This window comes from Pectobacterium zantedeschiae, from assembly GCF_004137795.1.
GTDB lineage: Bacteria > Pseudomonadota > Gammaproteobacteria > Enterobacterales > Enterobacteriaceae > Pectobacterium > Pectobacterium zantedeschiae.
The window spans coordinates 111,666-136,541 of the sequence record NZ_NWTM01000006.1 but is presented as its reverse complement, the minus strand read 5'-3'; the positions used below and the strand labels follow the sequence as shown (position 1 = coordinate 136,541).

Annotated in this window: 20 protein-coding genes and 2 pseudogenes; 5 read left to right on the top strand and 17 right to left on the bottom strand. The window is 49.0% G+C overall.

The features are described 5' to 3' along the window. Positions 1-17: 17 nt before the first annotated feature. The 3 genes from recA to CLR69_RS21510 all read right to left on the bottom strand — a co-directional run bounded on the left by recA (position 18) and on the right by CLR69_RS21510 (position 2,263). The gene (gene recA / locus CLR69_RS21520) at positions 18-1,091 is read right to left on the bottom strand and encodes a recombinase RecA (protein WP_129709891.1); all 1,074 of its coding nucleotides are present in this window, start codon (positions 1,089-1,091) and stop codon (positions 18-20) included. Between the two features lie 107 nt (positions 1,092-1,198). Then, a complete protein-coding gene (gene pncC / locus CLR69_RS21515; protein WP_131535179.1) occupies positions 1,199-1,693 on the bottom strand; it encodes a nicotinamide-nucleotide amidase in 495 nt (164 codons plus the stop codon). Between the two features lie 234 nt (positions 1,694-1,927). Further along, positions 1,928-2,263, bottom strand: a complete 336-nt coding sequence (locus CLR69_RS21510) for a hypothetical protein (RefSeq protein WP_131535178.1) — start codon at positions 2,261-2,263, stop codon at positions 1,928-1,930. A gap of 481 nt (positions 2,264-2,744) precedes the next feature. On the opposite strand from CLR69_RS21510, the gene CLR69_RS21505 reads away from it, so the two are divergent. The 3 genes from CLR69_RS21505 to CLR69_RS21495 all read left to right on the top strand — a co-directional run bounded on the left by CLR69_RS21505 (position 2,745) and on the right by CLR69_RS21495 (position 5,756). After that, the gene (locus CLR69_RS21505; protein WP_129709897.1) at positions 2,745-3,233 is read left to right on the top strand and encodes an SRPBCC family protein; all 489 of its coding nucleotides are present in this window, start codon (positions 2,745-2,747) and stop codon (positions 3,231-3,233) included. An 82-nt stretch (positions 3,234-3,315) separates the two neighbouring features. Then, positions 3,316-3,990: a MarC family NAAT transporter gene (locus tag CLR69_RS21500; RefSeq protein ID WP_131535177.1), complete on the top strand. Its 675-nt coding sequence runs from the start codon at positions 3,316-3,318 to the stop codon at positions 3,988-3,990. A 191-nt stretch (positions 3,991-4,181) separates the two neighbouring features. Then, entirely contained in the window at positions 4,182-5,756 is a 1,575-nt protein-coding gene (locus CLR69_RS21495) for a sensor domain-containing diguanylate cyclase (protein ID WP_131535176.1), read from the top strand. Positions 5,757-6,044: 288 nt separating this feature from the next. Here CLR69_RS21495 and CLR69_RS21490 read toward each other — a convergent pair whose 3' ends face one another. Both CLR69_RS21490 and CLR69_RS21485 read right to left on the bottom strand, forming a co-directional pair. Beyond that, a complete protein-coding gene (locus CLR69_RS21490; protein WP_165504382.1) occupies positions 6,045-7,235 on the bottom strand; it encodes an MFS transporter in 1,191 nt (396 codons plus the stop codon). A gap of 120 nt (positions 7,236-7,355) precedes the next feature. Next, positions 7,356-8,237 carry a LysR family transcriptional regulator gene (locus CLR69_RS21485; protein WP_131535174.1) on the bottom strand — a complete coding sequence of 294 codons (882 nt, stop codon included), beginning with the start codon at positions 8,235-8,237 and terminating at the stop codon, positions 7,356-7,358. A 215-nt stretch (positions 8,238-8,452) separates the two neighbouring features. Between CLR69_RS21485 and grxB the strand changes: the two genes are divergently transcribed. After that, positions 8,453-9,088 carry a glutaredoxin 2 gene (gene grxB / locus CLR69_RS21480; protein WP_131535173.1) on the top strand — a complete coding sequence of 212 codons (636 nt, stop codon included), beginning with the start codon at positions 8,453-8,455 and terminating at the stop codon, positions 9,086-9,088. A 102-nt stretch (positions 9,089-9,190) separates the two neighbouring features. On the opposite strand, the gene CLR69_RS21475 is transcribed toward grxB, so the two are convergent. The 6 genes and pseudogenes from CLR69_RS21475 to CLR69_RS23475 all read right to left on the bottom strand — a co-directional run. Continuing rightward, a complete protein-coding gene (locus CLR69_RS21475) occupies positions 9,191-9,613 on the bottom strand; it encodes a bacteriocin immunity protein (protein WP_129709909.1) in 423 nt (140 codons plus the stop codon). A 129-nt stretch (positions 9,614-9,742) separates the two neighbouring features. Continuing rightward, entirely contained in the window at positions 9,743-11,083 is a 1,341-nt protein-coding gene (locus tag CLR69_RS21470; protein ID WP_131535172.1) for a glycosyltransferase, read from the bottom strand. A gap of 11 nt (positions 11,084-11,094) precedes the next feature. Beyond that, entirely contained in the window at positions 11,095-11,946 is an 852-nt protein-coding gene (locus tag CLR69_RS21465; protein WP_165504381.1) for a TauD/TfdA dioxygenase family protein, read from the bottom strand. Positions 11,947-12,016: 70 nt separating this feature from the next. Then, entirely contained in the window at positions 12,017-12,973 is a 957-nt protein-coding gene (gene pvcA / locus CLR69_RS21460) for an L-tyrosine isonitrile synthase (protein WP_197730606.1), read from the bottom strand. A gap of 527 nt (positions 12,974-13,500) precedes the next feature. Then, positions 13,501-13,947 (bottom strand): hypothetical protein, encoded by a 447-nt coding sequence (locus CLR69_RS21455; protein ID WP_131535169.1) that lies wholly within the window; start codon positions 13,945-13,947, stop codon positions 13,501-13,503. Between the two features lie 2 nt (positions 13,948-13,949). After that, a pseudogene (locus tag CLR69_RS23475) lies at positions 13,950-14,693 on the bottom strand (toxin C-terminal domain-containing protein); the annotation flags it as partial. A gap of 6 nt (positions 14,694-14,699) precedes the next feature. Here CLR69_RS23475 and CLR69_RS21445 point away from each other — a divergent pair. Next, a pseudogene (locus CLR69_RS21445) lies at positions 14,700-14,834 on the top strand (SymE family type I addiction module toxin); the annotation flags it as partial. Between the two features lie 75 nt (positions 14,835-14,909). On the opposite strand, the gene CLR69_RS21440 reads toward CLR69_RS21445, so the two are convergent. The 6 genes from CLR69_RS21440 to CLR69_RS21415 all read right to left on the bottom strand — a co-directional run bounded on the left by CLR69_RS21440 (position 14,910) and on the right by CLR69_RS21415 (position 24,871). Then, on the bottom strand, positions 14,910-15,383 hold the full coding sequence (locus CLR69_RS21440; protein WP_131535168.1) for a hypothetical protein: 474 nt from the start codon (positions 15,381-15,383) through the stop codon (positions 14,910-14,912). Next, positions 15,380-20,677, bottom strand: a complete 5,298-nt coding sequence (locus tag CLR69_RS21435) for an RHS repeat-associated core domain-containing protein (protein WP_242451669.1) — start codon at positions 20,675-20,677, stop codon at positions 15,380-15,382. Before CLR69_RS21435 ends, CLR69_RS21440 begins: the two co-directional genes overlap by 4 nt. Before the next feature lie 20 nt (positions 20,678-20,697). Then, positions 20,698-21,615: a DUF4123 domain-containing protein gene (locus CLR69_RS21430; protein WP_131535167.1), complete on the bottom strand. Its 918-nt coding sequence runs from the start codon at positions 21,613-21,615 to the stop codon at positions 20,698-20,700. Continuing rightward, complete coding sequence (locus tag CLR69_RS21425) at positions 21,612-22,568, bottom strand: DUF4123 domain-containing protein (protein WP_131535166.1); 957 nt, start codon at positions 22,566-22,568, stop codon at positions 21,612-21,614. Before CLR69_RS21425 ends, CLR69_RS21430 begins: the two co-directional genes overlap by 4 nt. A 153-nt stretch (positions 22,569-22,721) precedes the next feature. Next, complete coding sequence (locus CLR69_RS21420; protein WP_131535226.1) at positions 22,722-23,420, bottom strand: ankyrin repeat domain-containing protein; 699 nt, start codon at positions 23,418-23,420, stop codon at positions 22,722-22,724. Positions 23,421-23,500: 80 nt separating this feature from the next. Then, positions 23,501-24,871 (bottom strand): Tle-like phospholipase domain-containing protein, encoded by a 1,371-nt coding sequence (locus CLR69_RS21415; protein WP_129709947.1) that lies wholly within the window; start codon positions 24,869-24,871, stop codon positions 23,501-23,503. Between the last annotated feature and the right edge of the window lie 5 nt (positions 24,872-24,876).

Below are 24,876 nucleotides of genomic sequence, written 5' to 3'. Positions count from 1 at the left end.
AGATAATTCAGCCACGATTAAAACTCTTCGTTGCCTTCGCCAGCGAATTCATCTTCATCATGGCTATTTCCCGCTGCGGTAGGCGTCAGTTCATTGCCTTTATGCAGCAGCATTTCACGCAATTTCTTATCCAGTTCAGCGGCAATCGCGGGGTTCTCTTTCAGGAAATTACAGGCGTTTGCTTTACCCTGACCGATCTTGTCACCGTTATAGCTATACCAAGCACCGGCTTTTTCGATCAATTTGTGTTTCACACCCAAATCAACCAGTTCACCGTGAATATTGATGCCTTCACCGTAGAGAATTTGGAATTCAGCCTGTTTGAACGGTGCCGCCACTTTATTCTTCACGACCTTAACGCGGGTTTCGCTACCGACAACTTCTTCGCCTTCCTTGATAGCACCAGTACGACGAATATCCAGGCGAACAGATGCATAAAACTTCAGTGCGTTACCACCAGTAGTCGTTTCAGGGTTACCAAACATCACACCGATTTTCATACGGATCTGGTTGATGAAGATCAGCAGAGTATTGGCTTGCTTAAGGTTACCCGCCAGTTTACGCATAGCCTGACTCATCATACGTGCAGCCAACCCCATATGGGAGTCGCCGATTTCGCCTTCAATTTCGGCTTTCGGCGTCAACGCTGCAACGGAGTCAACAATGATAACGTCAACCGCGCCAGAGCGTGTTAATGCATCACAGATCTCCAGAGCTTGTTCACCGGTATCTGGCTGAGAACACAGCAGATTATCGATATCTACGCCAAGTTTTTTCGCATAAATCGGATCTAATGCATGTTCAGCATCGATGAACGCACAGGTTTTGCCTTCGCGCTGTGCGGCAGCAATAACCTGTAAGGTCAGCGTGGTTTTACCAGAAGATTCCGGGCCATAAATCTCAACGATACGCCCCATCGGTAAACCACCGGCACCCAGAGCAATATCAAGGGACAAAGAGCCTGTAGAAATGGTTTCAACATCCATTGAGCGATCCTCGCCCAACCGCATGATAGAACCTTTACCAAATTGCTTTTCGATTTGGCCCAGTGCTGCCGCAAGTGCCTTTTGTTTGTTCTCATCAATAGCCATTTATGCTCCTGTCATGCGGCGTAAAGCTACAGTCTCTACGCGGCGGCTTAATCATGAATTGCTGAATAATTACTGACATTATACTGTATGCGCATACAGCATCAAGATTATTTTTTCAGAAACACGTCGAGCAGCGTTTGCAGCGCAAAATGGACCGATTGCAGGCGTACCGCATTTCTGTCTCCGCTGAACCGCATTGTCCGGGCAAATGCCCCGCCCTGCTTGTCTGTGAAGCCAAACCACACCGTGCCGACAGGTTTATCTTCCGTACCACCGTCTGGCCCGGCGATGCCGCTTACCGATATGGAAAAATCTGCACTGGCTGCCAACAAAGCCCCTGCGGCCATTTCATTGACGACATCTTCACTTACCGCACCATGTCGCTCCAATGTCTCGGCGCTCACATTAACCAGACGCTGCTTAGCCAGATTGCTGTACGTCACAAAACCATAGTCAAACCAGCCAGAACTCCCTGCGACATCGGTAATAGACTTCGCCAGCCAGCCTCCGGTACAAGATTCTGCACACGTCAACGTGGCACCACGCGCTTTGAGTTTCTCTCCCACCAAAGCGCTTAATCGCAGAATGTCAGTTTCCGTCATTGCCGCCTCATCTTAATCAAGGATTGTTTGGTCAGGGTAACACTTTTCCCTAAAAAAGACGCCCCGCTGTACAGTATGCGAGGCGTATAGCAAAGACGATGAAAAAGGAATGAAAAGCGAGGGAAACCGTATAAAACGCCATCAAATAATCAGGTAGAAAACAGCACGACCCTAATAGCTTATCGTTTGGCAGGAGCACTAAAGGTTAGGAGTAATTAATAATGGCAGTATAATTTACATACAACCAGCGCAACTAGTGCATCGCCAGTCCTGTTTATTTATAGCCTGAAAAAAATATCTAAAATAACACTCTTCAATAGAGACATTGTTTTCTTCAAAACTATCGGCAAGCCAGTCGATATTTCCAAGAATCCAATCATCCTCATCTAATCCATCTCGGTAGGTTTCATCATCAGGATCGATGACAGAGTAGATCCCCATCGTTCCCATATGATTTTCTTTATATTTTTCCGGTAACGTGAAATCTTTTTCTTTAAAAGATATTATCCAGTGACCATGACAAAGCAGATTGCCATTACGACTCCACTTGGCAATAAATGGGTTATTCATTTTTATTCCTACCAGCATAAAAGCTGGCTATAAACGTATCACGACACACCTGTAAAGTAAATCGTCCACAATCAGCACGTTATTTATGGCTCAGAACACATGGATAAATAACTATTACATCTTAATAGGTACAAATCCATTAGCAATAAATTGACCAATATCAATTCACATAAAAATAAAATACCCAAACAGTGAAATATAAATAAAAAAAAGCCCACTAAAAATAGTGGGCGGGGTACTGCTATTATCGTTATGTAAAAACCCTGGTGTTTTGCGGCACATCATTCGGCTTCTGTCTGAGACTTACAGTAACGAACGAACATTAACGCAACATTAGGCGCGTAAAAATTCTGACTATTGATGCAATAGCCTGCACCACCACTACCGCCCCCCTCTCCCACTTTGCTTCGCTGGTCGATATCGGTCAGAATGACGTACATATGCCCATTAAGGGGTAACAATACATTAGGGAGAATGACGGGTGTTTCCCTCTTTCTTAAGAAGAACTGAAGCGAAAAACGGCAGTTATGCCAATGAAATCAGCAGCAGCATTACTATTCATCGTCCGGCAGAACGCTTGTTTGATCTTTGGCGCAAACCGGAAACGTTGCCGATTCTGATGGGCCATTTCGCCAGTATCGAGATACTGAACCATACCGATTCCAACTGGCGGATTAACACACCGATTGGTGCTCTCATTGAGTGGCAGGCTCGTATCATTGACGAAAAACCGGGGGAGTATATCCACTGGCGTTCTCTGGAAGGCGCGCGGGTTCCCAATGAAGGCAGGCTTTCTTTTCAACCTGCTGCGTCGGAAGCCGGAACAGTAGTAACACTGACGATCCGCTACAATCCACCAGGAGGTTTGATCGGGAAAAAGATCGGACAAATGTTTGATATGTTTTCTCGCGACATGCTGACGAAAACACTCTATCGTTTTAAGAAATTAGCGGAGGATGAGCTGGCTTAAACTGCACCAGATACCATAGCGACAGGTCGCCATTGACCGTTTTTCGGAACTAAAAAAAGCCCCCTCATAAAAGGAACGTAGAATGCTGGAATTGATTCAAACCATTGGTCTTGGTCTGGTGTTAATCCTGCCACTCGCGAATCCGCTGACAACGGTAGCCGTATTTTTGGCGATGTCCGGCAACATGAGTCAGGGGGAGCGAAATCGTCAGATCTTTCAGGCTTCGCTCTATGTGTTCATCATTATGACTGTCGCGTACTACGCGGGCCAAATCGTTATGAACACCTTCGGGATCTCCATTCCCGGATTACGTATTGCCGGTGGGCTTATTGTGGTATTCATCGGTTTTCGCATGCTTTTCCCTCAGCAAAAGCCAGAACACGCGCCTGAAGTCAAAAGTAAAAAAGAAGAAATTAACGACAGTTTCTCCGCCAATGAAGTCAATATCGCCTTCGTTCCGCTAGCGATGCCTAGCACCGCAGGCCCCGGAACCATTGCCCTCATCATCAGTTCGGCATCACAAATCAAGAGCGGCATCGATATCACGCCATGGGTTATTACCGTTGCTCCTGTACTTACTTTTATGTTGATCAGCCTGATTGTCTGGCTCAGTCTGAAAAGCTCAGGCCTGATTATGCGTCTGATCGGAAAAAGTGGTATTGAAGCCATTTCACGGCTGATGGGATTTTTGCTGGTTTGCATGGGGGTGCAGTTCATTATTAACGGCACACTGGAGATCGTACATTCTCTCCATTAAGGTGAAGTAATCGTGATATCACACGTTGCCAGATAGTCCAATTAGCGTCTATAACTTTGAATAGAGGGGATTTATTCAACGATCGTAAAAGATGTTCAGCCCGTACTACATCACAAGTTTTGCATAACAAATTTTCATAAAAACAAAAATGATTAATTTTGCTTACCTAGCGGAAAGTAGGGGCGGACATAATGAAAATAAGAAAGCGGTTCCCAATCAATTTACGTTCGCTCATTTTATCTCTCGCGATTACCAGCATGGTGATTACGCTGACGAATGCCTATATCGCCGTTTATAACGTACAAAAAAAGCTCATTACCGATCAGATACTTAATTCAAACCTTAATTATTCCACCAAATTAGCTGCCACCACAGAAAGTTTTTTATCTTCCGCACAGCAGGAGTTAGCCTATAGCGCGACATGGATTGCAGATAATTTTAGTAACGATAATGCACTGTTAGAGAAAAGCGAACAGGCGTACCACATGAGCCAAAGCTTTAATTCTATTTTTGTTGCAGACAGCCAGAACCGTATACGCGCGGTTTATCCAACGTCACTCAATCTGAAAGGTAGCACACTGACCTCAGAGGCCAGCAAACTCGCGTTGACGGAACAGCGACCGTTAATCAGCCAGCCTTATACCTCCATGACCGGAAACTTAATCGTCTTGGTGTCTTCCCCCATAAAAGACAAGCAGGGAAATTATCTCGGTTATATTGGTGGAACAATTTATTTAAAAAGCAAAAGCTTCTTAAATGAATTCATGAATACCCATTTCTATAATGATTACTCCAGCGTTTATGTCATCGATAAAAACGGTGTTGTTCTCTACCATCCAGATAAACAGTGGGTCGGCAAATCGATCTGTGACAAGAAAATCAAAGAAGCCTTTCAGAACAAGAAGAGTGGAACCCTGGCCATACCCGATATGCTAGGCACTCCGTCTCTGGCTGGCTTTGATACGGTCAATTCATCTGGCTGGGTTATCATTACCTTACATCCTTCTCAAAACGTGATCGATTCAATTAACGGCGTCATGCGTTCCGTCTTATATGAAGGCGCTCCGGTAATGGCATTAACGCTTATTGCACTCACCCTGCTCGCTTTTTATATTGCCAACCCTCTGCGTTTGCTGGCAGTTTCAGCCAGCAAAATGGAAGAGCACGGCGTCATTGAAAAAATCAAGAAAGTTCCCTCATGGTACTTCGAAGTCGATCAGCTAAAACGCGTCATTCTTTTCGGTACGGTACTGCTGCACAAACGAATTGGAAAACTAAGTTTGCAGGCCCACACCGACCCTCTCACTGGGTTACTCAATCGCCGTGGCATCTATGAAAATATTGAACTCATTCTATCAAAGAGTAATCAGGTTGCAGCGATTGTGATTGATATCGACCATTTTAAACGTGTGAATGATACCTACGGACACAATATTGGCGATGACGTCATCAGGCTGCTGGCTAAAAACATAAAGCAAGGGTCACGCGGATCTGACCTGATTTGTCGCACTGGCGGAGAAGAATTCCTGGCTCTGTTGCCTGACACCGGCATGAAGCAAGCCGCTGAAATTGCCGAACGGCTGCGTAAAAAGGTTGAAAAAATGCCACTGCCAATTCCCGAGAATATTACGATTTCCTTAGGTGTTACCTGCTTTATTCCAGGAACGGAACAGATCGATAATGTTTTAAAAACCGCAGATGACGCCCTCTATCAAGCCAAACATGAAGGCAGAAACCGAGTCGTTACCAAACAAAATAGTCCCTGAACATCCAATCAAAAATGCCACTATATAGATAGGTACGTTCAGCGCTACTCAGATAGCAGGCAAAAAAAACCCGCACGAGGCGGGTAAGGTCATTCTAATGACAGGGATGGTTAACTACACAACACTCACAAAGGTGTGAGGTACTGACAAGGGATGCAAGGACTATAGCAAGCCGAATGTATAGTATTGTCATCCGCAAGTAAGGTTAATCTGCCGGTTGTAAAACAACATTGGCGATACTACCTCACTGCAATATCTGGCTATTCCAGCCTGCTTTTCCGATCATAACTACGCTTTCTTCGTGCTCATCAACGCAGCCAGCAGCGCCATGATTGCCAACGTGCTGGCAAGTCCCCCGACCATCAGCCATCCTCCTTGATGCCATGCGGCCATCGCAACCGAGGATCCACTCGCACCACCCAAAAACATTCCGCCCATGAACACAGTATTGATTCGACCTCTGGCCGTCTCACCAAGTCCGTAGATCACATGCTGATTGGCAATTAACGCACTTTGAACGCCGAGATCGAGCAGAACAACACCGATAATCAGGCCAATAACAGAATCAAAACCGCTAAATATCCCCCATGACAGCATCGTCAGTAGCGCTCCGGCAATCACTACCGGGCGACTGCCGACGCGATCAGACAGTCTTCCCGCCAGCGGAGCCGCAAAAATGCCAGCCACGCCAATCACACCAAAGAGACCCGCAGCGGCGGCCCCCATTTGAAAGCGTCCGCTTTCCAGATACAGCGCAAGCACGCTCCAGAACGCGCTGAACGATGCAAACAACAGCGCCTGAATCAGTGTGGCTTTGCGTAATGTGCGTTCATTACGCCACAGCGTCACCAGCGAACGCATCAGCTCACTGTAACGAACGGCTTGATTCGAGGGTGAAGCCGGTAACATTCTTCCCATCGCCCACGCGCCCGCCAGAGCCAGCGGTACGCTCAGCCAGAACATCGCACGCCAGCCAGCGCTTTCTGCTACAAGGCCCGCAATCGTACGGCTAAGCAGAATACCGCTCAGCAATCCACTCATTACTGTCCCGACAATCGCACCACGCAGTTTCACATCGGCAAGCGTTGCGGCAGCCGGAACAATCTGCTGTGCGGCGGTAGCCCCAAAACCGATGAGCAACGAGGTACTTAATAAGGCGAAAGCCGATGTCGACAATGCAGCACATGCAGAGGCCAACGCCAGCACCAAGAATTGCCACACGATTAGCCGACGGCGATCATATTTATCACCGAGAGGCACCAGAAGTAGCAGTCCCAAGGCATAGCCCAGTTGCGTCACAGTTGGAATCAGCGAAGTTGCCTCGCTCGACGTAAAGCTTTCGCTGATCACGCCCAACATCGGCTGGTTGTAGTAAATATTGGCAACAGAAATCCCACTAGCTGCCGCCATTGAGAAAATCAATAACTTGCCAGGAACATGCGGCGTTCTGACACCCGCCTCGCTGGATAATGCACTCATCATCATACCTTCTATGTATTTCTCGCCGGAAGTCGGCAAGCGATAAGTGCAGCATAAGACGCAGTGATCATTCCCAGTAGCGAGGCAAAGTGGATATCAGCTATTCCGAATGGGAATGAGTCAGGAAAAAAGACGTTGAACAAAGCTAGTAAAAATTCTGGCACGGACTGATGTCATACGGCCTCCTGGATAGACAGCCCACAAATCCATCTTACCCAGCGACCATGAATCCAGCGCGGTAATAACCTGTCCATTCTCAAGCTCTGGTGCGAACATCCATTCAGAGGCCACCGCCAATCCTGCGCCGGACAGCACGGCCGCACGCACGCCTTCTGCCGCTGTAACACGGATACGGCCATCAGGGAATACCGTGGTCTGTGTCTCACCCTGAGAAAAAATCCAGCGATCGGTTTTCTCTCCCTGCAAATAGATGATGGCCGAATGCGCGGCCAAGGCAGCAGGAGAAGCCGGCATGCCATGAACCGAAAAATAGTCGGGAGTCGCCAACAGGCGCATGGTACAAGAAGCCAGCCGTTGTGCGATCAAACCTGAATCCTTCATCTGGCCCAAGCGCAGTGCCACATCAATACCTTCAGCGATCAGATCGATCGGACGATCGTCAAGAATGACATCAACGTTTAGCTGTGGATGCTCGGCAATAAATTCATGGAGCCGGGGCATAATGTGTAGCCTGGCAAAGGTCACTGGCGCACAGATGCGCAGCCGACCGGACAGCGCGGTATTACCGCTAACCACATTATCTTGAGCATCCCCCAGCATTTTTAATGCGGGGACAATTTGCTCATAAAAGTGCTGACCAGCTTCTGTCGGCGTCAGACCTCGGGTAGAGCGAAGCAGTAGCGGTACTTCCAACTGATTTTCAAGCTGCATAATCGCTTTGGAAACCGCAGGCTGTCCAATACCGAGTCTGCGGGACGCGGCGGAAAAAGAACCCGTTTCAAAAACGCAGATAAATGTTTCCAGCGCGCTCAGACGATCCATTTTTTCTCTTCCGCAAAAGGGGTTGCACTGCATCATACCGCAATCCGATACGTGTCATGTGGATTCACATGCGCTTCTCCTTTTCTTGCCTTCAGCAAGGGCGAGCCACATTCGCTTTACCACCAACAGCATCAGGTATTACTCTGATGGCATGACTTGTCATGACCGGGCTGGCAAACTTTTGCTGACTTTTTCAAAATCTTACGAGGCGATGCATGAAACTTTTCATTTACGAACACTGCCCATTCTGTGTCAGAGCCAGAATGATTTTTGGTCTGAAAGATCTGCCTGTTGAGCAATCCGTTATTATGGAGGGAGATGTCGACACGCCAACGCGCATGGTGGGTCGTAAAGTGGTACCTATCCTGCAGAAAGAAGATGGTAGCTTCATGCCGGAAAGCATGGATATCGTCCACTATGTGGACAGCAAGCAAGCACCGTTAATCGCCGACAAACCGGTTGATGCTGATATTGAAGCCTGGTGTAAGTCCATTTCCAGCGCGGTGTTTAACCTTGCCGTTCCCCGCTTCACAAAAGCCGATTTCAAAGAGCTCTCCACGCCTGAAGCGCGTCACGCCTATATCCTGCGTGAAGAAAAAGCCTTCGGTGACCTGGATGCGCTGATAGCAAAAACGCCAGAACTGATTGCAGAAGTGGAGCAGAAACTCGAAGCGCTGGAGCCGCGTCTGGCAAACGTCAATGCCATTTCCACCACCGATTTTATTCTATTCCCTATTTTACTGTCGCTCACGATAGTGAAAGGCGTGCAGTTTGGCCCTAACGTCCACGCGTACCTTGAACGCGTATCAACAGCCAGTAAGGTTGCGTTGTTAACCGATAAAGCGCTGTAAAACAGCGATAATAAAAACAAAAAAGGAGCGGCTTATGGCGGCTCCTTATTTTTAATAACGTTCGGATCACGAACATTATTCATTTACCGATGGCAATCAAGATTATTGATCTTTGGGGTTGAGTGCACATCCTTCTATATCGTGATCAAGCTCAATCACCGAATAGGCCTGAGCATTCTTCGTTTTCTTTATCAGGAAAGGACTTGTCGAAAAATAGCTCCCAATGTGCGCATCATCTACGAAACAGGCAATTATCTCTTTTTCATTTTCCGAGATAATCTTTAGCGAATATGTCCAACTGCCATCTTTTTCCGTTGCATCTGCCCGGTCTTTTTCCTGGCTAAACTCGTAGTCACCAGTATCCTTCAGCAGCGTTCCCTTAGGGAAATGTTTCGGCCCAAAGGAACTGCGGAAGGTGGTCACATCCAAATGTTTCAGCAACGTCAGCGCATTCGTTTTTGTTGCTGAAAAGCCGGTCTGAGGAATCATCAATGCTGAAAAAATCACAGCTAAAAATAATTTCATATACTGCCCCTGCGATAAAACATCCGTGCGCGTATTCTATTTTAAAAATATGATCCGCAATAGCGCTATGGGGCACCGTTTCACCCCATAACGCGTGGCTGATTTCAGAGCATAATCACTAAATAATGGCTAAGCGCGAAGCAGAGATACATCCCTGCCTGATGTTATGCCATCTTCCTTTGGCGGATATTCCTTTGAAAGACATAATGCGTTCACTTCGGCCTGAATCAGAGCAAATGCATCATGGCTGGCATAATCTGCCTGGATCCATCTTGCACGCTGTAAATAGCCGGGATCCTCCAATATCTCAATAACAGACTGTTTAATCTGCCGTTCACTTGGCGTACTGGTTTGCAGGTTAATTCCGCATTTGGCGAATACCACGCGCGCAGCACCTTCCTGCTTATCTTCCCCTACTCCGGCCACAATTAAGGGAACACCATCCTTCAGCGCAGCATTAATTGAGCCATATCCACCATTGGTTATTAATATCGACGCCGTCGGTAGCCAATCGTCATAAGAGAGGAAACTCACCACTCTGGCATTTTCAGGCAAGGATGCTTGCAGTGAATCAACCGAACGTCCTCCGGTGGTCGCCAGCACTCTGACGGGTAAGTCAGCCAGCGCACGCAATGTTGGCCCAATGAGCTGTTGCAGGTCGACATTCGCCAGCGTTCCCTGTGAAACAATAATAAGCGGCCGACTGTCGTCCTCCCCCCACCATTGCGGGACACGTTCTGCTGCAACGTGGTGGGATAATGGTCCAATAAATCTCACGCTTTGTGGCAAATCGTCACGCTGATACTCTAGCTCGGTAGTGGATAGCTGCAAGAAACGATCGCAGCGGCCAATTAGCGCATCCATAAAAGGCTGCTCAAGTGGCTTTCCTCCCGCCTGCACCATTGCGTGATTAAACGCGTGTTGAACCTCGCTCATGAATCCCCGGGTTTCCTCATCAACAAGTTGCTCACGACTCAGATCGGGCGGCAGCAATTTGGGAGGAATGCGAGGCCCATAAAAAACAGAATCTCGCGTTGAATAGGATAACGGCGTAACACCCACTACGATAACGGGAGGCCGCCGTTCGGAGAACAATAGCGGCAAAACACCATAAAAACAGTTTTCAACCATGAGCAAATCGGCATGAGTCTTTGCCAACGCGTCACGCAACTGGCTATCCAGCAATGGAATCGGCGCAGCAAAGAAATCCTTCAGGGCCAGAGCCATCTGCGCGTTACCCGGCGGCAGCATCGCACGTTTGGGGAAATGCTGCTCAAGGTGTCGGTAATCGAAATCAATGTCATCGCTAAAAGGAATAAACCCCACACCTGCGGCCTCTGCCTGCTCGCGGAACAGCACACCGCTAAACAACGTGACATCGTTCCCCTGCTCAACCAAATAGCGAGCGATGGTCAGCAACGGGTAAACATGACCCGGCGTTGCCATCGCCGCCATGAGAATATGTGCCATGATGTTTTCCCTTATGCCGCGTTATCAATACAGGTATTCACGCAAATCGGAGTGCCCTGAATATGCACACGTTGCAGGTGACGCGCAGACTGCGCTGTAAAGGCTTCGCGACCATGCAATAGCGAGAAGTTGTCGGCTATGACAACATCCCCCTGTAGCCATTGATGCGCATAATAATAACGGGGATCGTACAAGTGCTGCCGCAACGTCTGGCTAAATGTATTTTGTGCTTCCGGCGTGACATGATGGTATTCCAGCGCATGCTGGTTAAGGAAACGCTCCCCTTCGGTCGGCGGTTCGTTATAACGCATAATCTCACCAACGCCGTTAGGGTGAGGAATAACCAATGGTGAAGTCACTTCACCACCGTAATGCACAACGGCTTTAATGCGGTAAGTGATTGAAACACGACGCCACTCATCAACTAACTGTGAGTCGGCCTCAGCCAGCAAACGTGTGGTATCAACGAAGGTGGTACGCCCACCTTGATCCTGCCCCGGCGCAGAGACGCAGTGGAACAGTTGAAATTCGGGGATCGTTGGTTTGTACATCCCATCCCAGTGCAGCGGTACGTAACTGTTATCAAAGATGTGATCCTTGGTATCCGCATGTTCCTTCACGTCCAGAATCGCCCCGAAAGGCCACATCATGATTTCCCCCCAGTGACCGGCATACTCGGTCAACGTTTCAGGTTTGGAAAATCCAGAAGAAAACCCACGCAGTACCAGAAGATGGTGCTTGCGAGCGAGATCACGCAATGTATCGATCGGCAGCGTGGTGATACTTTGCCCCGTGTCGACAGGCGTCAGCAACGCACCAAAAGGGGAAAGCGTTTCGATGTGACAGTTCATGCTATTTTCCATCGTGTATATTCCTTTATAAGATGACAATGTTGATATTTTCAGCAGATGATAAAGCGAGGGAAGAGCACGCTTATGCCACATCCGGCTGTTTGACTAAGTAATGGCTAGGCATGCCACGAATTTCTACCACCTCACCGGCCAACTGCTGTGCATCCATATTCTTCATAAGTACAAACTGCCCATTAACATTGGCGGCAACTCCATGCCAGGGCGTCAACCAGTCATCTTTGGTGGGCATCATATGAATACCCAGTTTTAGGCTGTCCGCAGGTTGCGGGTGAATAGATAAACGGATGGCGTCAGGGAAAATTTCAGCAAGCAGGTTGCCCCACGCCCAGCTGCGTTGAATAACGCCACATGCGCGTTTTTTAGCATCCTTCTGTAAGGCCGCGTTAGAGCCGGTATAGTCGGGCCGCAGGCTATCTTCATAGAGGAAACGAGTTATTGAACGATAAAGCTGTAAGCCTTCTTCGCTCTGCATAAGCTGCTCCTTGATCTCCTCTTCTGATTCGGCGTAATCCTCAACCAGTTTCTGGCGAAGATGATCATAGTCAGCAGTGAGTGCAGCCATATTCTCCACATCCTTAAGATTAAAGACGCTGAGATGAACGGCCCCCAGTTCATGCAATAAATTTTCTATTTCATCCTGATAGGTGTTAATGGTTTCGTCGCTGGTCCCAATCAGATCGCCAAATACATGCCCATCAGAACAAATGCGGATATGTGCGCCGGGTGGATAATAAAGCTGAATACGCTGGCATAACGAATTCAGAAATATCAGGGACAAGCGCTCTGCCATATCCGGCATTCTCCCCAGCACCTTATAAGGACTGGGAGATTTGACCGGAAACGCTGGTAGAATAAGCTCAATACGACGGCCTTCCTCAACAAAAGCGCGAACTCTGGGTAATTGAACCTGAGTCACCAGGGACTCTTCTTCACTCACTGATTTCGTCGAGTGAGTGAACCTACGTCGATATTTAATTAGCTCACTTAATATTAGTGACGAAATTAATTCATTATCCATCATATCCAAAATAGCCTCATTAACTTACATTAAGATAAAAATTAAATTAACTGCATAGCAGTGGCGTAAAAACAATAAAATAAAAACACAATCAGTGTACAAAAAAAATACTGAATGACATATTCAGTATTTTTATTTACATTGCTAATAATTCAATTCCCTTATGAAAAATAACAATAAGAAATTAAGAAAATTCGCATGTTAAAAAATGAGAATTAGTCATTCTAGTGAAAAATGCAACAAGGCAGATCAGACGAAATAAATGAATAATAGAGAACTGATTCTGGAGGGAGGCAGATTATTCTTAAGCAAACCAACTAATCTGTCGTTGGGGATTGGATATAACCGGGCAGGAAAAAGCAAGAATTTTTACGCTATCGTCTTATAATACGTTAATTAGAGAAAATATCATGCAGATGGTTTTTAGGTGCAGGATCATTATTGAGACGAAGATTAATCTGTAGCGGCTAACCAACTGCTAAAAATAAATAAGCCGAAAGGATCGTTGAGATCACTTCCGGTTAACATTATATATATGGTGAAATATATTCTTGCACTGTTAATGGTGAATTAAGTTTTTTAATAAAAGATTCGGGATTATTTCTTGATAAAAAATAAATATAAAAATCATATCCAAAATGAAACTCAATACTATCACTAACCAACTTACACCAGACCTCCTCCCTCAATACACTCTTAACAACACCTTCAATAAAGTTAAGTTTAATCTTTTGATTATCTGAATAATTAACATCGCCATTTAACTCTAAATCCTTAAGCCTAAGCTCATTTACTGAAAAAAAGGAGCAAGCCTCTGATATGAAATCAATATATTGATTTTCAACCCTATGATATTCATCAATATCGACTTTATCACCAACATCAAAAAAACTAGTCCATTCATCTGGAGATGAATGAGGATTACCGCCATCATCAATACTTCTGTATTTAGCGACCCTGTAAGAATACTTCACAACTAATCTCCTATCCTATTTAGATTAGCATCATATGTTCCAGACCTAGTTTTTCTACTTCCTAAATTCTTCACGCTATCCGCGCCTTTCCAAAAACCACCATTACGTCCATCGACATTATGAGTAATATATCTTACATCTCTCGGTGCTTTTTTATTCACATAAACAGGCTGACCATGAGAGCGCTCATTTGTTTTTGAGTAGCCAAGTTCTGCTGCTTGTTCCTTATGACTCTTAGGAGGAGTTTTTGAATTCTCTGGGCTATTTTCCCCATCACAACCTGATTTAGTCACCCCAAGCGGATCAACCCACTCCAACGGGTTATGAACGTAAGCCTGCGGCCTTATACCGCCCGCTAAACCTATCGGGTCAGGTGACAGATACTGTCCGCTCTCCGCATCATAGTAACGATGCCGGTTGTAGTAAAGCCCCGTTTCTGCGTCATACAACCGCCCCTGATAGCGTAGCTCGCAGTAAACCTCTTCGTTCGCCGCATCGCCCAGATAGCGCCGCAGCGGAATAGGTCGCCCCTCATCACGGCGCTCCGCCGTCACCTGACCTGCACCGTTCAGCCGGAACGCCTGTTCACCCCAGTGGCTGTCGCTGATGCCCGTCAGACGGTCCAGCACATCGTACTGATAACGACGCTCCAGCACGTCATTCACCCGGCCATCCGCCCCTTCCAGCGCCTGACGCTGCAACAGTCCCGTCGGGCTCCACTCGTGACGCAGTGAAAAACCGCTGCCGTATATGGTAAATCCAACCCGCCGTCGGCGATTAACCTTAAAGGCCGCTGGCTGGAAGAGCCGGGCTTTATCACCGGGATGCCCGTTACCGTCACGGTGGAGCGCGGCAGGATTATTATTGAGACGCAGATTAATTTATAGCGACTAACCTGACCGCTAATAAAATAAAAAAACCGGAAGGATCGATCGGGTGATCTCTTCCGGCTATTTTATATATCAATAAATCACTAAATTACCATTAGGCCAGACACCATCCCAACCGCAAGGAATATGTCCTGATTCATAAATACAGATCAGAGAATCAAAAAAAAGTGGCTTTTTTATCTTATCCTTATATGCATCTTCCATTAGATAGTTAACCAGATCCCACTTCACATTATTTAATATCACTTCATTTGTAATGATATTTGATGAGATAGATGGCAACACTTCTCCATCTAATATTTTTTTAGCTTCTCTTACCAATGGATTCCAATGATGATAGTCGTTTGAAAACTTCTTAGCTAAAAGCCCCGTTATTTCATTGCCAGCCTCTAGTGTAGTATTTTCCCATTCAATCCCATCGATGCTTTTCATAAATTCATGTTTATCTTTAACTTGCCGTACTCCGGGTAACTGAACCGTATCACCTACAGCAGAGAACCAATTTATTTTCAGCAACCTATCAACTGCATAACGAGATATTTTCATGGTTTTACCTGATTAATTCTTCCAGGGAGTCTAGGTACTTCCATACCACCAAGAGCACCGTGTTGGATTCTATTTTGTATACTATATCTTACTGCCTGATTGACCTGATTAGCAGGTAGACCAGCAGCTTCCAGAGAACGTTTTAATGCCTGAGTATATTGGGTATTGGTTGGCATTTCCCTATAGAACTCTCCACCTTTTCTATATTGATCCCAGAACTTCTCCATTGAGCTATGGGCTTCATAATGAGGTGTTCCCGGTTCAGTAAACGCGTTACCTTCTAATTTTATCGCAGCGCCTTTCTCTCTCGGAATAACATCTCTATATGCAGCATCTTGGTTAAGGTGGTGAGACTGCCCAGGGCTAGGATCCTTTTTCAGCGTCCCATGAGGCCCCATTTTTGCATCTTGTTTCGGCGTCAGTCCAAATGGATCCACCCATTCCAACGGGTTATGTACATAACCTTGTGGTCTGCGGCCGCCAAGTAACCCTATCGGGTCCGGTGACAGGTACTGTCCACTCTCCGCATCATAGTAACGATGCCGGTTGTAGTAAAGCCCCGTTTCTGCGTCGTACAACTGCCCCTGATAGCGCAGCTCGCAGTACACCTCTTCGTTCGCCGCATCGCCCAGGTAGCGCCGCAGCGGAATAGGCCGTCGCTCTTCGCGGTGTGCGCCCCACAGTCCCTGTTCCCCGCGCCAGCGAACGTCCCCTTCCTCGCTGCACAGCTCTCTCGCCGTTCCTGTCAGGTCCGTGACGATGTAGTGTAACTGCGTGCTCTCACCCTGCGCTTCCACCTGTGCCAGTGGCCGGAAGCTCCCCGGCTCGTACACCCACTGCACTTCCCGTGCCGCTGAACCGTCTGCCCGGTACTGCTGCTGACCAATCAGCTGGTCACCGTCCCACCGGTACGCCACCCGCGCTACCGCCTGCGCCGACGGCACCTGCCCCTCGCGCACCTTGTTGATTCTGCGCCCAAACGCATCGTAACGATACCGCCACCGCCCCCCGTCTGGCAAACTCACCCGCACCAGTCGGTCCTGCACGTCCCAGTCGAAATACGTTTCCTTCGGCCTGAACCCCGGCCGGGTTTCCCGTTTCATCGCCAGACGCCCGCAGTCATCATACCGGTACTGCGTGTGACCCCGCTCGATGACCCGTCCCGCCGCATCATAGCGCGCCGATGACTGTACCACCGCATCCTGTACCTTCAGCATCTCACCCAGACCCGGCGCTATCTGGGACACCTCGCACAGGTTCTGTTCGCTGTCGTAGCCAAACAGCCGCGCCTGACGCCGCCGTCCCTCATCACGGCGCTCCGCCGTCACCTGACCTGCACCGTTCAGCCGGAACGCCTGTTCACCCCAGTGGCTGTCGCTGATGCCCGTCAGACGGTCCAGCACATCGTACTGATAACGCCGCTCCAGCACGTCATTCACCCGGCCGTCCGCCCCTTCCAGCGCCTGACGCTGCAACAGCCCCGTCGGGCTCCACTCGTGACGCAGTGAAAAACCGCTGCCGTTAGTGCGTCGCTGCTCTTCCCCCGCTGCCGTGTGGCTGAACTGCAACGGCTGGTGGGAACCGATACCCAGCGACGACAGCCGGCCCGACTGCCACCCCAACTGTAGCGGCGCCAGAATACCGTCGACAATGGCACGCTGACCGCCCGCGTCGTAACCGCTCTGTACCGCTTCGCCGTTGACTGTTTCCGACGTCACCTGCCCCGCACGGTTATAGGCGTACTCCACCACCGCATCCGGGCTGGCCGCTTGGGTCAACCTGCCGGATGAGTCATACGCCAGTTCGGTGATGCCGTCCGTTTCACCATCCGCTTTCCGCGCCGTGATACGCGTTATCCGCCCTGCCGCATCATGCTCGTAGTGCAGCGCGCTGCCATCCGGTGCCGTACGCTGTACCAGACGGTCGGCCACATCGTAGTGATAGCGATATACCCGACCGTCGTAATGCCGCTCCTCGCTCAGTCGTCCACTGCTGTCAAAGCCGTACGTCCAGTCCCGTCCCTGACTGTTCGTTACCCCGGCAAACTCCGCTTCCGCATTGTAGTGGTAGCGTATCGTCGCCCCCAGCGGGTCCGTCGCTTCCAGCAGATTATCAAACGCCCCATAGCGGAACTGGTAGCGTTGACCCAGTGCATCCGTCACCGCCGTCAGGTTGCCTTCCACATCGTAACCAAACCGCGTCTCGCTACCGTCTTCGTATACCACTTTCGACGGTGACTCGCGCACGCCGTCATACTCCCAGCGCCGCACCTGTACGCCCGCTTCATGCCCGATATGCCGCTCTGTCAGGCGGTCAAGGTCGTCATACCGGAACATCACCGGCGGTGCATTATCCCGCTCAAGGCTGCTTAGCAGGCCACGACGGTTATAGTGGTAACGCTGTAACACGCCGTCTGGCCCTATCACCGTCGACAACTGCCCCGTGTCACCATAACGGTATAGCCACTCACGCCCTTCCGGGTCGTTAACCTCGACAACCTGCCCTGCCGTATTACGCTGATAGCGCCATTCGTTACCCATAGGGTCGGTGTAGGCTAACAGTTGCCCATTATCATCATACACATACTGGTGTGTAGCACCGTCAGGTAAGGTAACCTCGGTGACCTGCCCCCAGCCATTGCGCTGATACACCGTTCGACCGCCGAGCGGGTCGGTCTCTGCCACCAGTTGATTATCCACCCATTCGAACCGGGTCTCACCACCGTCTGGCGTGCGTTCCAGCAGAATATTGTTGCGCTCGTCGCGCACATAGCTGAATACCCCACCAAACCCGCTATGATAATGGCTGGTCAGCGTGTCATCGTCGTATTCGAAGTGACCAGGCCAGTAATCTTCCGAGGTTCTGTCCCGGATGGCGCGGCCTTTTTTATCGTAATCATGCTCAACCCAGGTCGAGCCTAAATCCGACCAGCGCAGCAGCCAGCCTTCCAGTGAGTAGCGATAGTCAAAGTTGCGCCCCTCATCTGCCCGCACGCTCAGTAGATACCCACGGTCGTCATAGCTATAGCTCGCCAGCGTTTTTAATCGCTGACGCTGCGGGGTACACAGCGTCAGTGCCGTGACCCTTTGGTGTTCCGACGTGACGTGAATCAAACGCCCATCCGACAACGTAACCCAGCGCAGTTCGCCCAACACCCACTCGAAAGCCACCCGATTACCCGAAGCATCGTCAATCGACGTCAAACAAAGTTGGAGACCAAGCGCATATTCAAACCGATAGCGCAAGCCACCAACATGGTGAAGCACCAGTTCACCCTGCTGCCGAGCCAGCCGCCATTGTGGGTTCGACGTTGAGCGACTGAACTCCCCTTCATTCGGGAGCATGAAAAATGCCTGATTAAATTCACCATCTGTTAACGTTGCTACCCCATCGTTAAGCGTCAGGCTGATATCCCAGTTGGTACGCCACAATGTACCTAATAAACCAGAGTGACGTTTTCCCGTGGAACGATAGTAACGTTGCAATGAAAGCGGCAGAGGACTGCTTACCTGAATATCCGTGCGCTGCTCCACCACAGCCCCGGTTGCCATGTCGACAGGGTCACCATTTTGTTTGCCATTTTTGGGGTCAGATTTAGCGTCTTCATTTTGTTCTTGTGCTTTTTTCTGGGCTGCTTCATCAACGTTTTGTTTGGGTGTCCGAGCACCTGCCGTTATAGTATGAGTGCCATCAGGGAGTCGCGTAGCACCATCTGGCGTGTTTTTATTCTCACCCGATGAATGTTTTTCAGCCTCATGAGGCTGACTTTTTTGACTGCTATCATTAGGTTTAGGCTGAGGCTTATCTTGAGGTTTTGGCGTTTCCGCCGGTGTTGAATGGGGTTGCTCAGACGGTGTATGTGGGCGTTGAGAGGCATGTGAGGCGCTCGTCGAATGTTTCCCACTCTGAGAGGCCATACCGATTCTATTCTTACCGCCTTTCCCTGGCATAGCAGAAAGTATACCTATTGACGACACCATTCCGACCTCAGCCATCGTCAAACCACTAGGCTTTCCTGCTCGTTGATTAAATTCAGTGATTTCCTCTTCAGTACGGTAGTCACCCGATCCCCCCTTTTGCACAGTCATGGCAGATAACTCACAGCTCCCTTTAGGCCGCGCACTGCCAATAACCTGTGTCATGATTTGGGGGATAAATTCAGCAAATTCAGCCTCAATTAATCCCGTGACAACGGTAAACATTGAGATTAATTTTTCGAGGACGTTCACCATGGCTCGAAAGCTGTCAGCCATCAGCACAACTATCCAACTGCGCTCACCAGAAACACCTTTCACCAGCAGATCCAGCGCCGCTTTCATAGTTTCCAGTATTTTTTGCCCTTTATCAGCGTAAATTCTGATATCAGAACGTATACCCATCAACCAGTTGACTATATTACCGTTACTCAAACGGCGAATAATCTGAGTGGCTTCCTCAATATTCTGCTGTTTGTTGCCTTTAGCACCTTTGAGCTTCCGTAAGGCTTGCGTAATGGCATTACCACTGACTTTTAGCGCATCCCCAACACCAGGAACAAACCCAATGACGCACAGCACCCCGTCAATCTGGTGCATGGTGTCCTTCAGCAATTCAGGAGTTTCATAGCTATCCCAGCACCACTTCCCGAGGAAATACACATCCATCGCCTGTCCGACTACGGGAATACAACCCAGAATGACTTCACAGAACAGCAGAACAGCGTTATCAATACTGGATGCCTTACTAGCTACCTCCGCTGCCTGTTGATGCTGAATCCGGCGGATTTCTCTTTGGAGCTCGCCATCACTTCTATAGAGCTGCCTTTCCAATTCCCAGAAGCGTTTCAACGCTGGTTTATATTGATCCGGTATCGTACTTAGCGGCATTCTCACTGACTGCTGGACAGACCCATACTCCACCAGCCCTTGCGCTCTCAGAATGACGAACAGGGAAAAGTATTCTCCAGCAAAACTCGCGTAAGCAGGGTTAGACATCAAAACAGGGTTATTTTTCACCGTTTCTTTAGGGTCGAACGTATCGCTGCCTTCCCCCAAAATCAGTTCATATGTGCTACACCCCATGTCATGGATGAAAAATAGGCCATTTTCGTCAGTTTTACCCCGTATCTCGTGGTTATTGCTATCGGTTAATTGAAACGGGGCGTTCGGTATTGGGTCGCCCGAATCGTAATGGTAATAAACGAGTATTTCGCAGGCACAGGCTGTACATCCCCCTGAAATCTTATTATCCGTGGTGAAATTACGCTTTGCGGCATCCCCGCTAGCAGCTAACGCGCTGCTTTTATCCTGACTCATGAAATGACGTCCTTTTTATTTTATGCTTCGTCCAGGTGGTCAATTGCTGCCTGATACAGGCGATCCATACGGCTTTGCATGCCTATGTATTCCGGCTGTACCAAAATGTTTTTCGCCCAAGGCTGATGAATGAATTCGGGCGAGAGCTCTGTCGCCAATGCCAGCCAACGCACAATATCGCGGTCGTTGTTAAAACCGTTGTTCTTCGCCTGTTCCGCCTGCTGGTAGGTAAACGTCTGTAGCTCATCGTCAGGCGCATGTTGCCAGCCAGCATGGTAAGCACGCAGGTGTTCCCTATAGCGCGCCAGATTCTGATGTTCAGAAGGCGTCATGATGGCGTGCCATTGTTCATCGCTCAGTTGACGCGGCAAGATATCGGGAATGGAGTGGGGTTCGCGGGCTGTCAGGTTTAAAGCATGTACGGTTCCATCAGGCGAAATATCGCAGAAGCGGGCTATCGGGCCATAGAGCGCACAAGCCTCTTGTGCGGAGCTGGCGGATAACAGCTGATTCACCACCTGCCAGTCCCCTACACGTAGAATGACATTTTCCCCGGAAGGTGAGGCCACCAGACTCCACTGCCGCAAATGCTTCGTGACCTCAAGCAATTGATCGAGCGGCGAGTACGCCTGCATAAACCATTCCAGTTGCAGGCCCATTCCCCAACCGGGTTGGGTGATAATGTGCTCTTTCACCTGCGGCCAGTTAGCAACGTTAAGCGGGATGCAATAGGGCGATACCGAGGCATGAACACGCCCCGTTTCCCCCCAGTACAAACGCGTCTGTTCCAGACTACCTCCCCAGCGCTCGGCCAGCCAAGGCACGGCATCATTCATTGATGCCTCAGCAACAACAAAACAGCCGCCCTGAGCGATACGCGTTTGCCAGACGGCATCATCCTCCGGCATCAGTTCAAGGAAAGGTTGCGATACACTCATTGCGTGACCTCCGCGATGTCAGGTAACTCTCCCCGCATCCAACCGGGGCGATGGTAATTAAGCAGCACACTTTCAATACGTTCAGGCTCTGATTTAAAAATCCGAAGACTGTCCGCTATCGAATAACGTTCAGTCAGATGAACAAAGATCGGGTGCAAATAGAATTCGCTACCAAGTACCCAGCGATGGGCCGCCCATGCTTCACATTCCGCTTCGCTGGCTTTAGGATTATATTTCTCAGCTAATGCAATACCGCTAATGAATCTGGCTTTTACTACTTCAACATCCAGCGGAAAAACACATTGCGCACTGACAAACAGAAAGAGTTCATTAGCTAATCGGTGTAATCGATTGTCATTAGCGAGAAGGTAATATTGATAATTCGTTAAGTTAATTTGGTAGTTTTTATTAATTTCGATTTTATTTTCTTTATTAACAGCCCGCTGTGCGAATAGCTGATACTCCCCTCTTTCGCTATTCGCTATAGGTAAATACATATTATTTAACGGACCGAGGAAATCAGTTTGAGCAGCAAGGTCAAGGGTAGGCCACCAGGTCGATAAAATCTCTGGCACATAGCTACGAAACAGCGCTCGTGTGCCATCAGGCCAGAGACAGAAAATACGCGTCTGCCAAAAGTCAGCAACCTGCTGTAATGTCAGGTCGCCATGCGTGAGGATCACACCACCATGCCGCTCCGGCTGAGTCTCAGTCAACCAATGCAGCAGCGTTTCACCTGGTTTACCTTCTTCTATTTTCACCACAATAGGTGCCCACATTTGCCAGTCTTCAGCATCCTTTCCAAGATACAGCTGTTGCCATATATCGGCCGCCGCAGGCTGAAAAGCCTGCCAATATTCAGGTAATTGGGGATAACTCAGCGGCGAAATAATAGCGTACAAAGGCGCATCAAACTGGCTGATTTCAAACAGAGTATAACCGTTTGCCATCATCGTTATTTGCCTGTCAATAAATGAGATAATTTTTAATACGATGAGCGTGTATTGATAATCACAACAACGACCCGATAATCATGAAAATTATCGGGTCAGAAAATACAGTTTATTTATATGATGAAAAATACGTGATAAAAAAACGAATAGAAATTATAACGGCAATCCTTTTTCCCAACGCTCCCGAACTTCAACAGGCGACAGCGGTGGGAATTTAACGCCGCGATCCAGTAACAGCTGTTTTACCTTTAATGCCCAAGGGTAGTGAGGAGATTTAGGGGACATAATGGATAAGCTGTCATCCACGGTAAAAGCGAGATTACTACCTGTCTCATCATAAATATTACTATCTGCGCCTTGTTCTATCAGCCAATATGCAACTTCATATTTATTCAGATAAGCAGCATAGTGAGCGCTGTTTACTTTGGAACCATCAACGAGGTTCAAATCAGCGCCCCGCTCTACAAGTAATTTGATATCGGCCCAGCGCTCCTCACCAATAGCACTAAATATTGCAGGCTGGCCACGACGCCCAATCGCATTCGGATCGCCCCCCGCATCTAGCATAATACGCAGCCAGTCAGGATCTTTGGCACCCGCCACGGAATTGACGGCGCTATCGCCAAAGCCGTCTTTATAGTTCGGATCGACACCCAGTTTAAGCGCTAGTGTGACGGCCTTTTTATCCTTCGTTTCATAAATCAGCCACAGCAGCGGCGTGATGCCTTCTTTCCCATGAATATTCAGGTTAACGCCCTGCGACAGCTGATGACGAGCGGCTGATTCGTCACCTTTTTGAATACTTTCCAGTACCGCCACCACAGGGGGCTCAAAAAGTTCACTCGCCCGCATACTGTGTCCTCCCGCCTGACAAGCGGTTAATAATCCCAGAATAACGACGCCTACCCATTTTATACGTGCCAACCATTGCATTATATTCCCCTGAATGTATTGGTTATCTTCCCGATATCTTCCTTTTTCTGGCTTTCAATACCCGCAATCACCTGATCCATACCGTGACGCGCAATAGGCGAGCCGCCGACAGCGGGAAGTGCCATCATATCACCGCTTGCTTTCGGCAGGCCCCCTTCCAACAGTTTTGCTACACCAATGACACCCCCAAGCACCGCGCCGGCGGTTCCGCCAATCAATGCGCCAGCCCCGGATAGCAAGCCAGGAATCAACGCCTTACCGTAAGTTTGCGCCATGGTTAACACCTCACCGTCCACCGCCTGCGTCGTTATCAGCGAGGCCGTTTTCGCCAAGTCTGCACCACCTGCACGCGCCACGGTATTGTTATGCAAACCCGCAGCATTAAAGGTATAGCCGGGTAACCCCGTTACGCCAACGCCAGCCGATGCCAAACCACCGCCTAATGAATGCCCCACGATGACAGGTGGCGGAGAAAGAACGTTTTTTACCCGCTTTGCCAAATACATGGCCTGATTGTATTGATCCGTCTCCAATCCCATACCTTGCCCAGCGTTAGTCAACCAGTCTTTAACGCCTGTCACCGCATTATTGGTGCCCCGGTAGGTCAACATTGTTTCGCCATTAATCGCAGATTTGAACAGAGCAGAACCAAACCCTGTTTTCTTATCCATAAAATCATTGTCTGTCAAACCTGGAAGCTGACTCGTATCCAGAATATCCAGCCCAACCGGAGCCTTAGGCAGTTTATCCAGCACGCCTCGTCGAAATTCATCGACCGAATAAACGTACTGAGCGGCTTCGGCGCGTAGGATACTGTCGTTATTGAACGCCAGTCGCTTTGCTGCATCAGCTAATCCCGGCAGCGTCGCTGCCTCGGTCGCCAACTTGGCACGCGCCAGATAACGCTCTTTACGCTGGGCGACGGAGAGCAGATCGTCAAGAATAGGCAACTCGGCGACCGAAGCCCACTCCATTAACGTCGGCAACAGCATCGGCGTTAATGCCAACAGAGGCGCGCGACTTTTGGCCGATTGTTCGGCACACGGTTTCACTGGAGACTGATAAGGTGAGTCGCCAATGATTACGTTCCCACTGCCAGCCGCAACCGAGCCGCCACAGCCGATCGCATCACCGATACGCGCCGCCAGCTTTCCATTGATGATGACCGTACCAGAGCCCGCAGATATCGCTCGACTGTGTACGCCGTGAGGCACATTCGGGCAAGGACAGGCATGAAGTAAGACCGCATCACTTTTACGAGCCGCGGGTTTGCCATTGATAATGACATCACCGCTGCCTTCAATGATTGGGGTAGCAGGAAAACAGCCGTGACCCGCGCAGCTGTCCCCTAAACGTGCAGCACCTGGCATAGTTC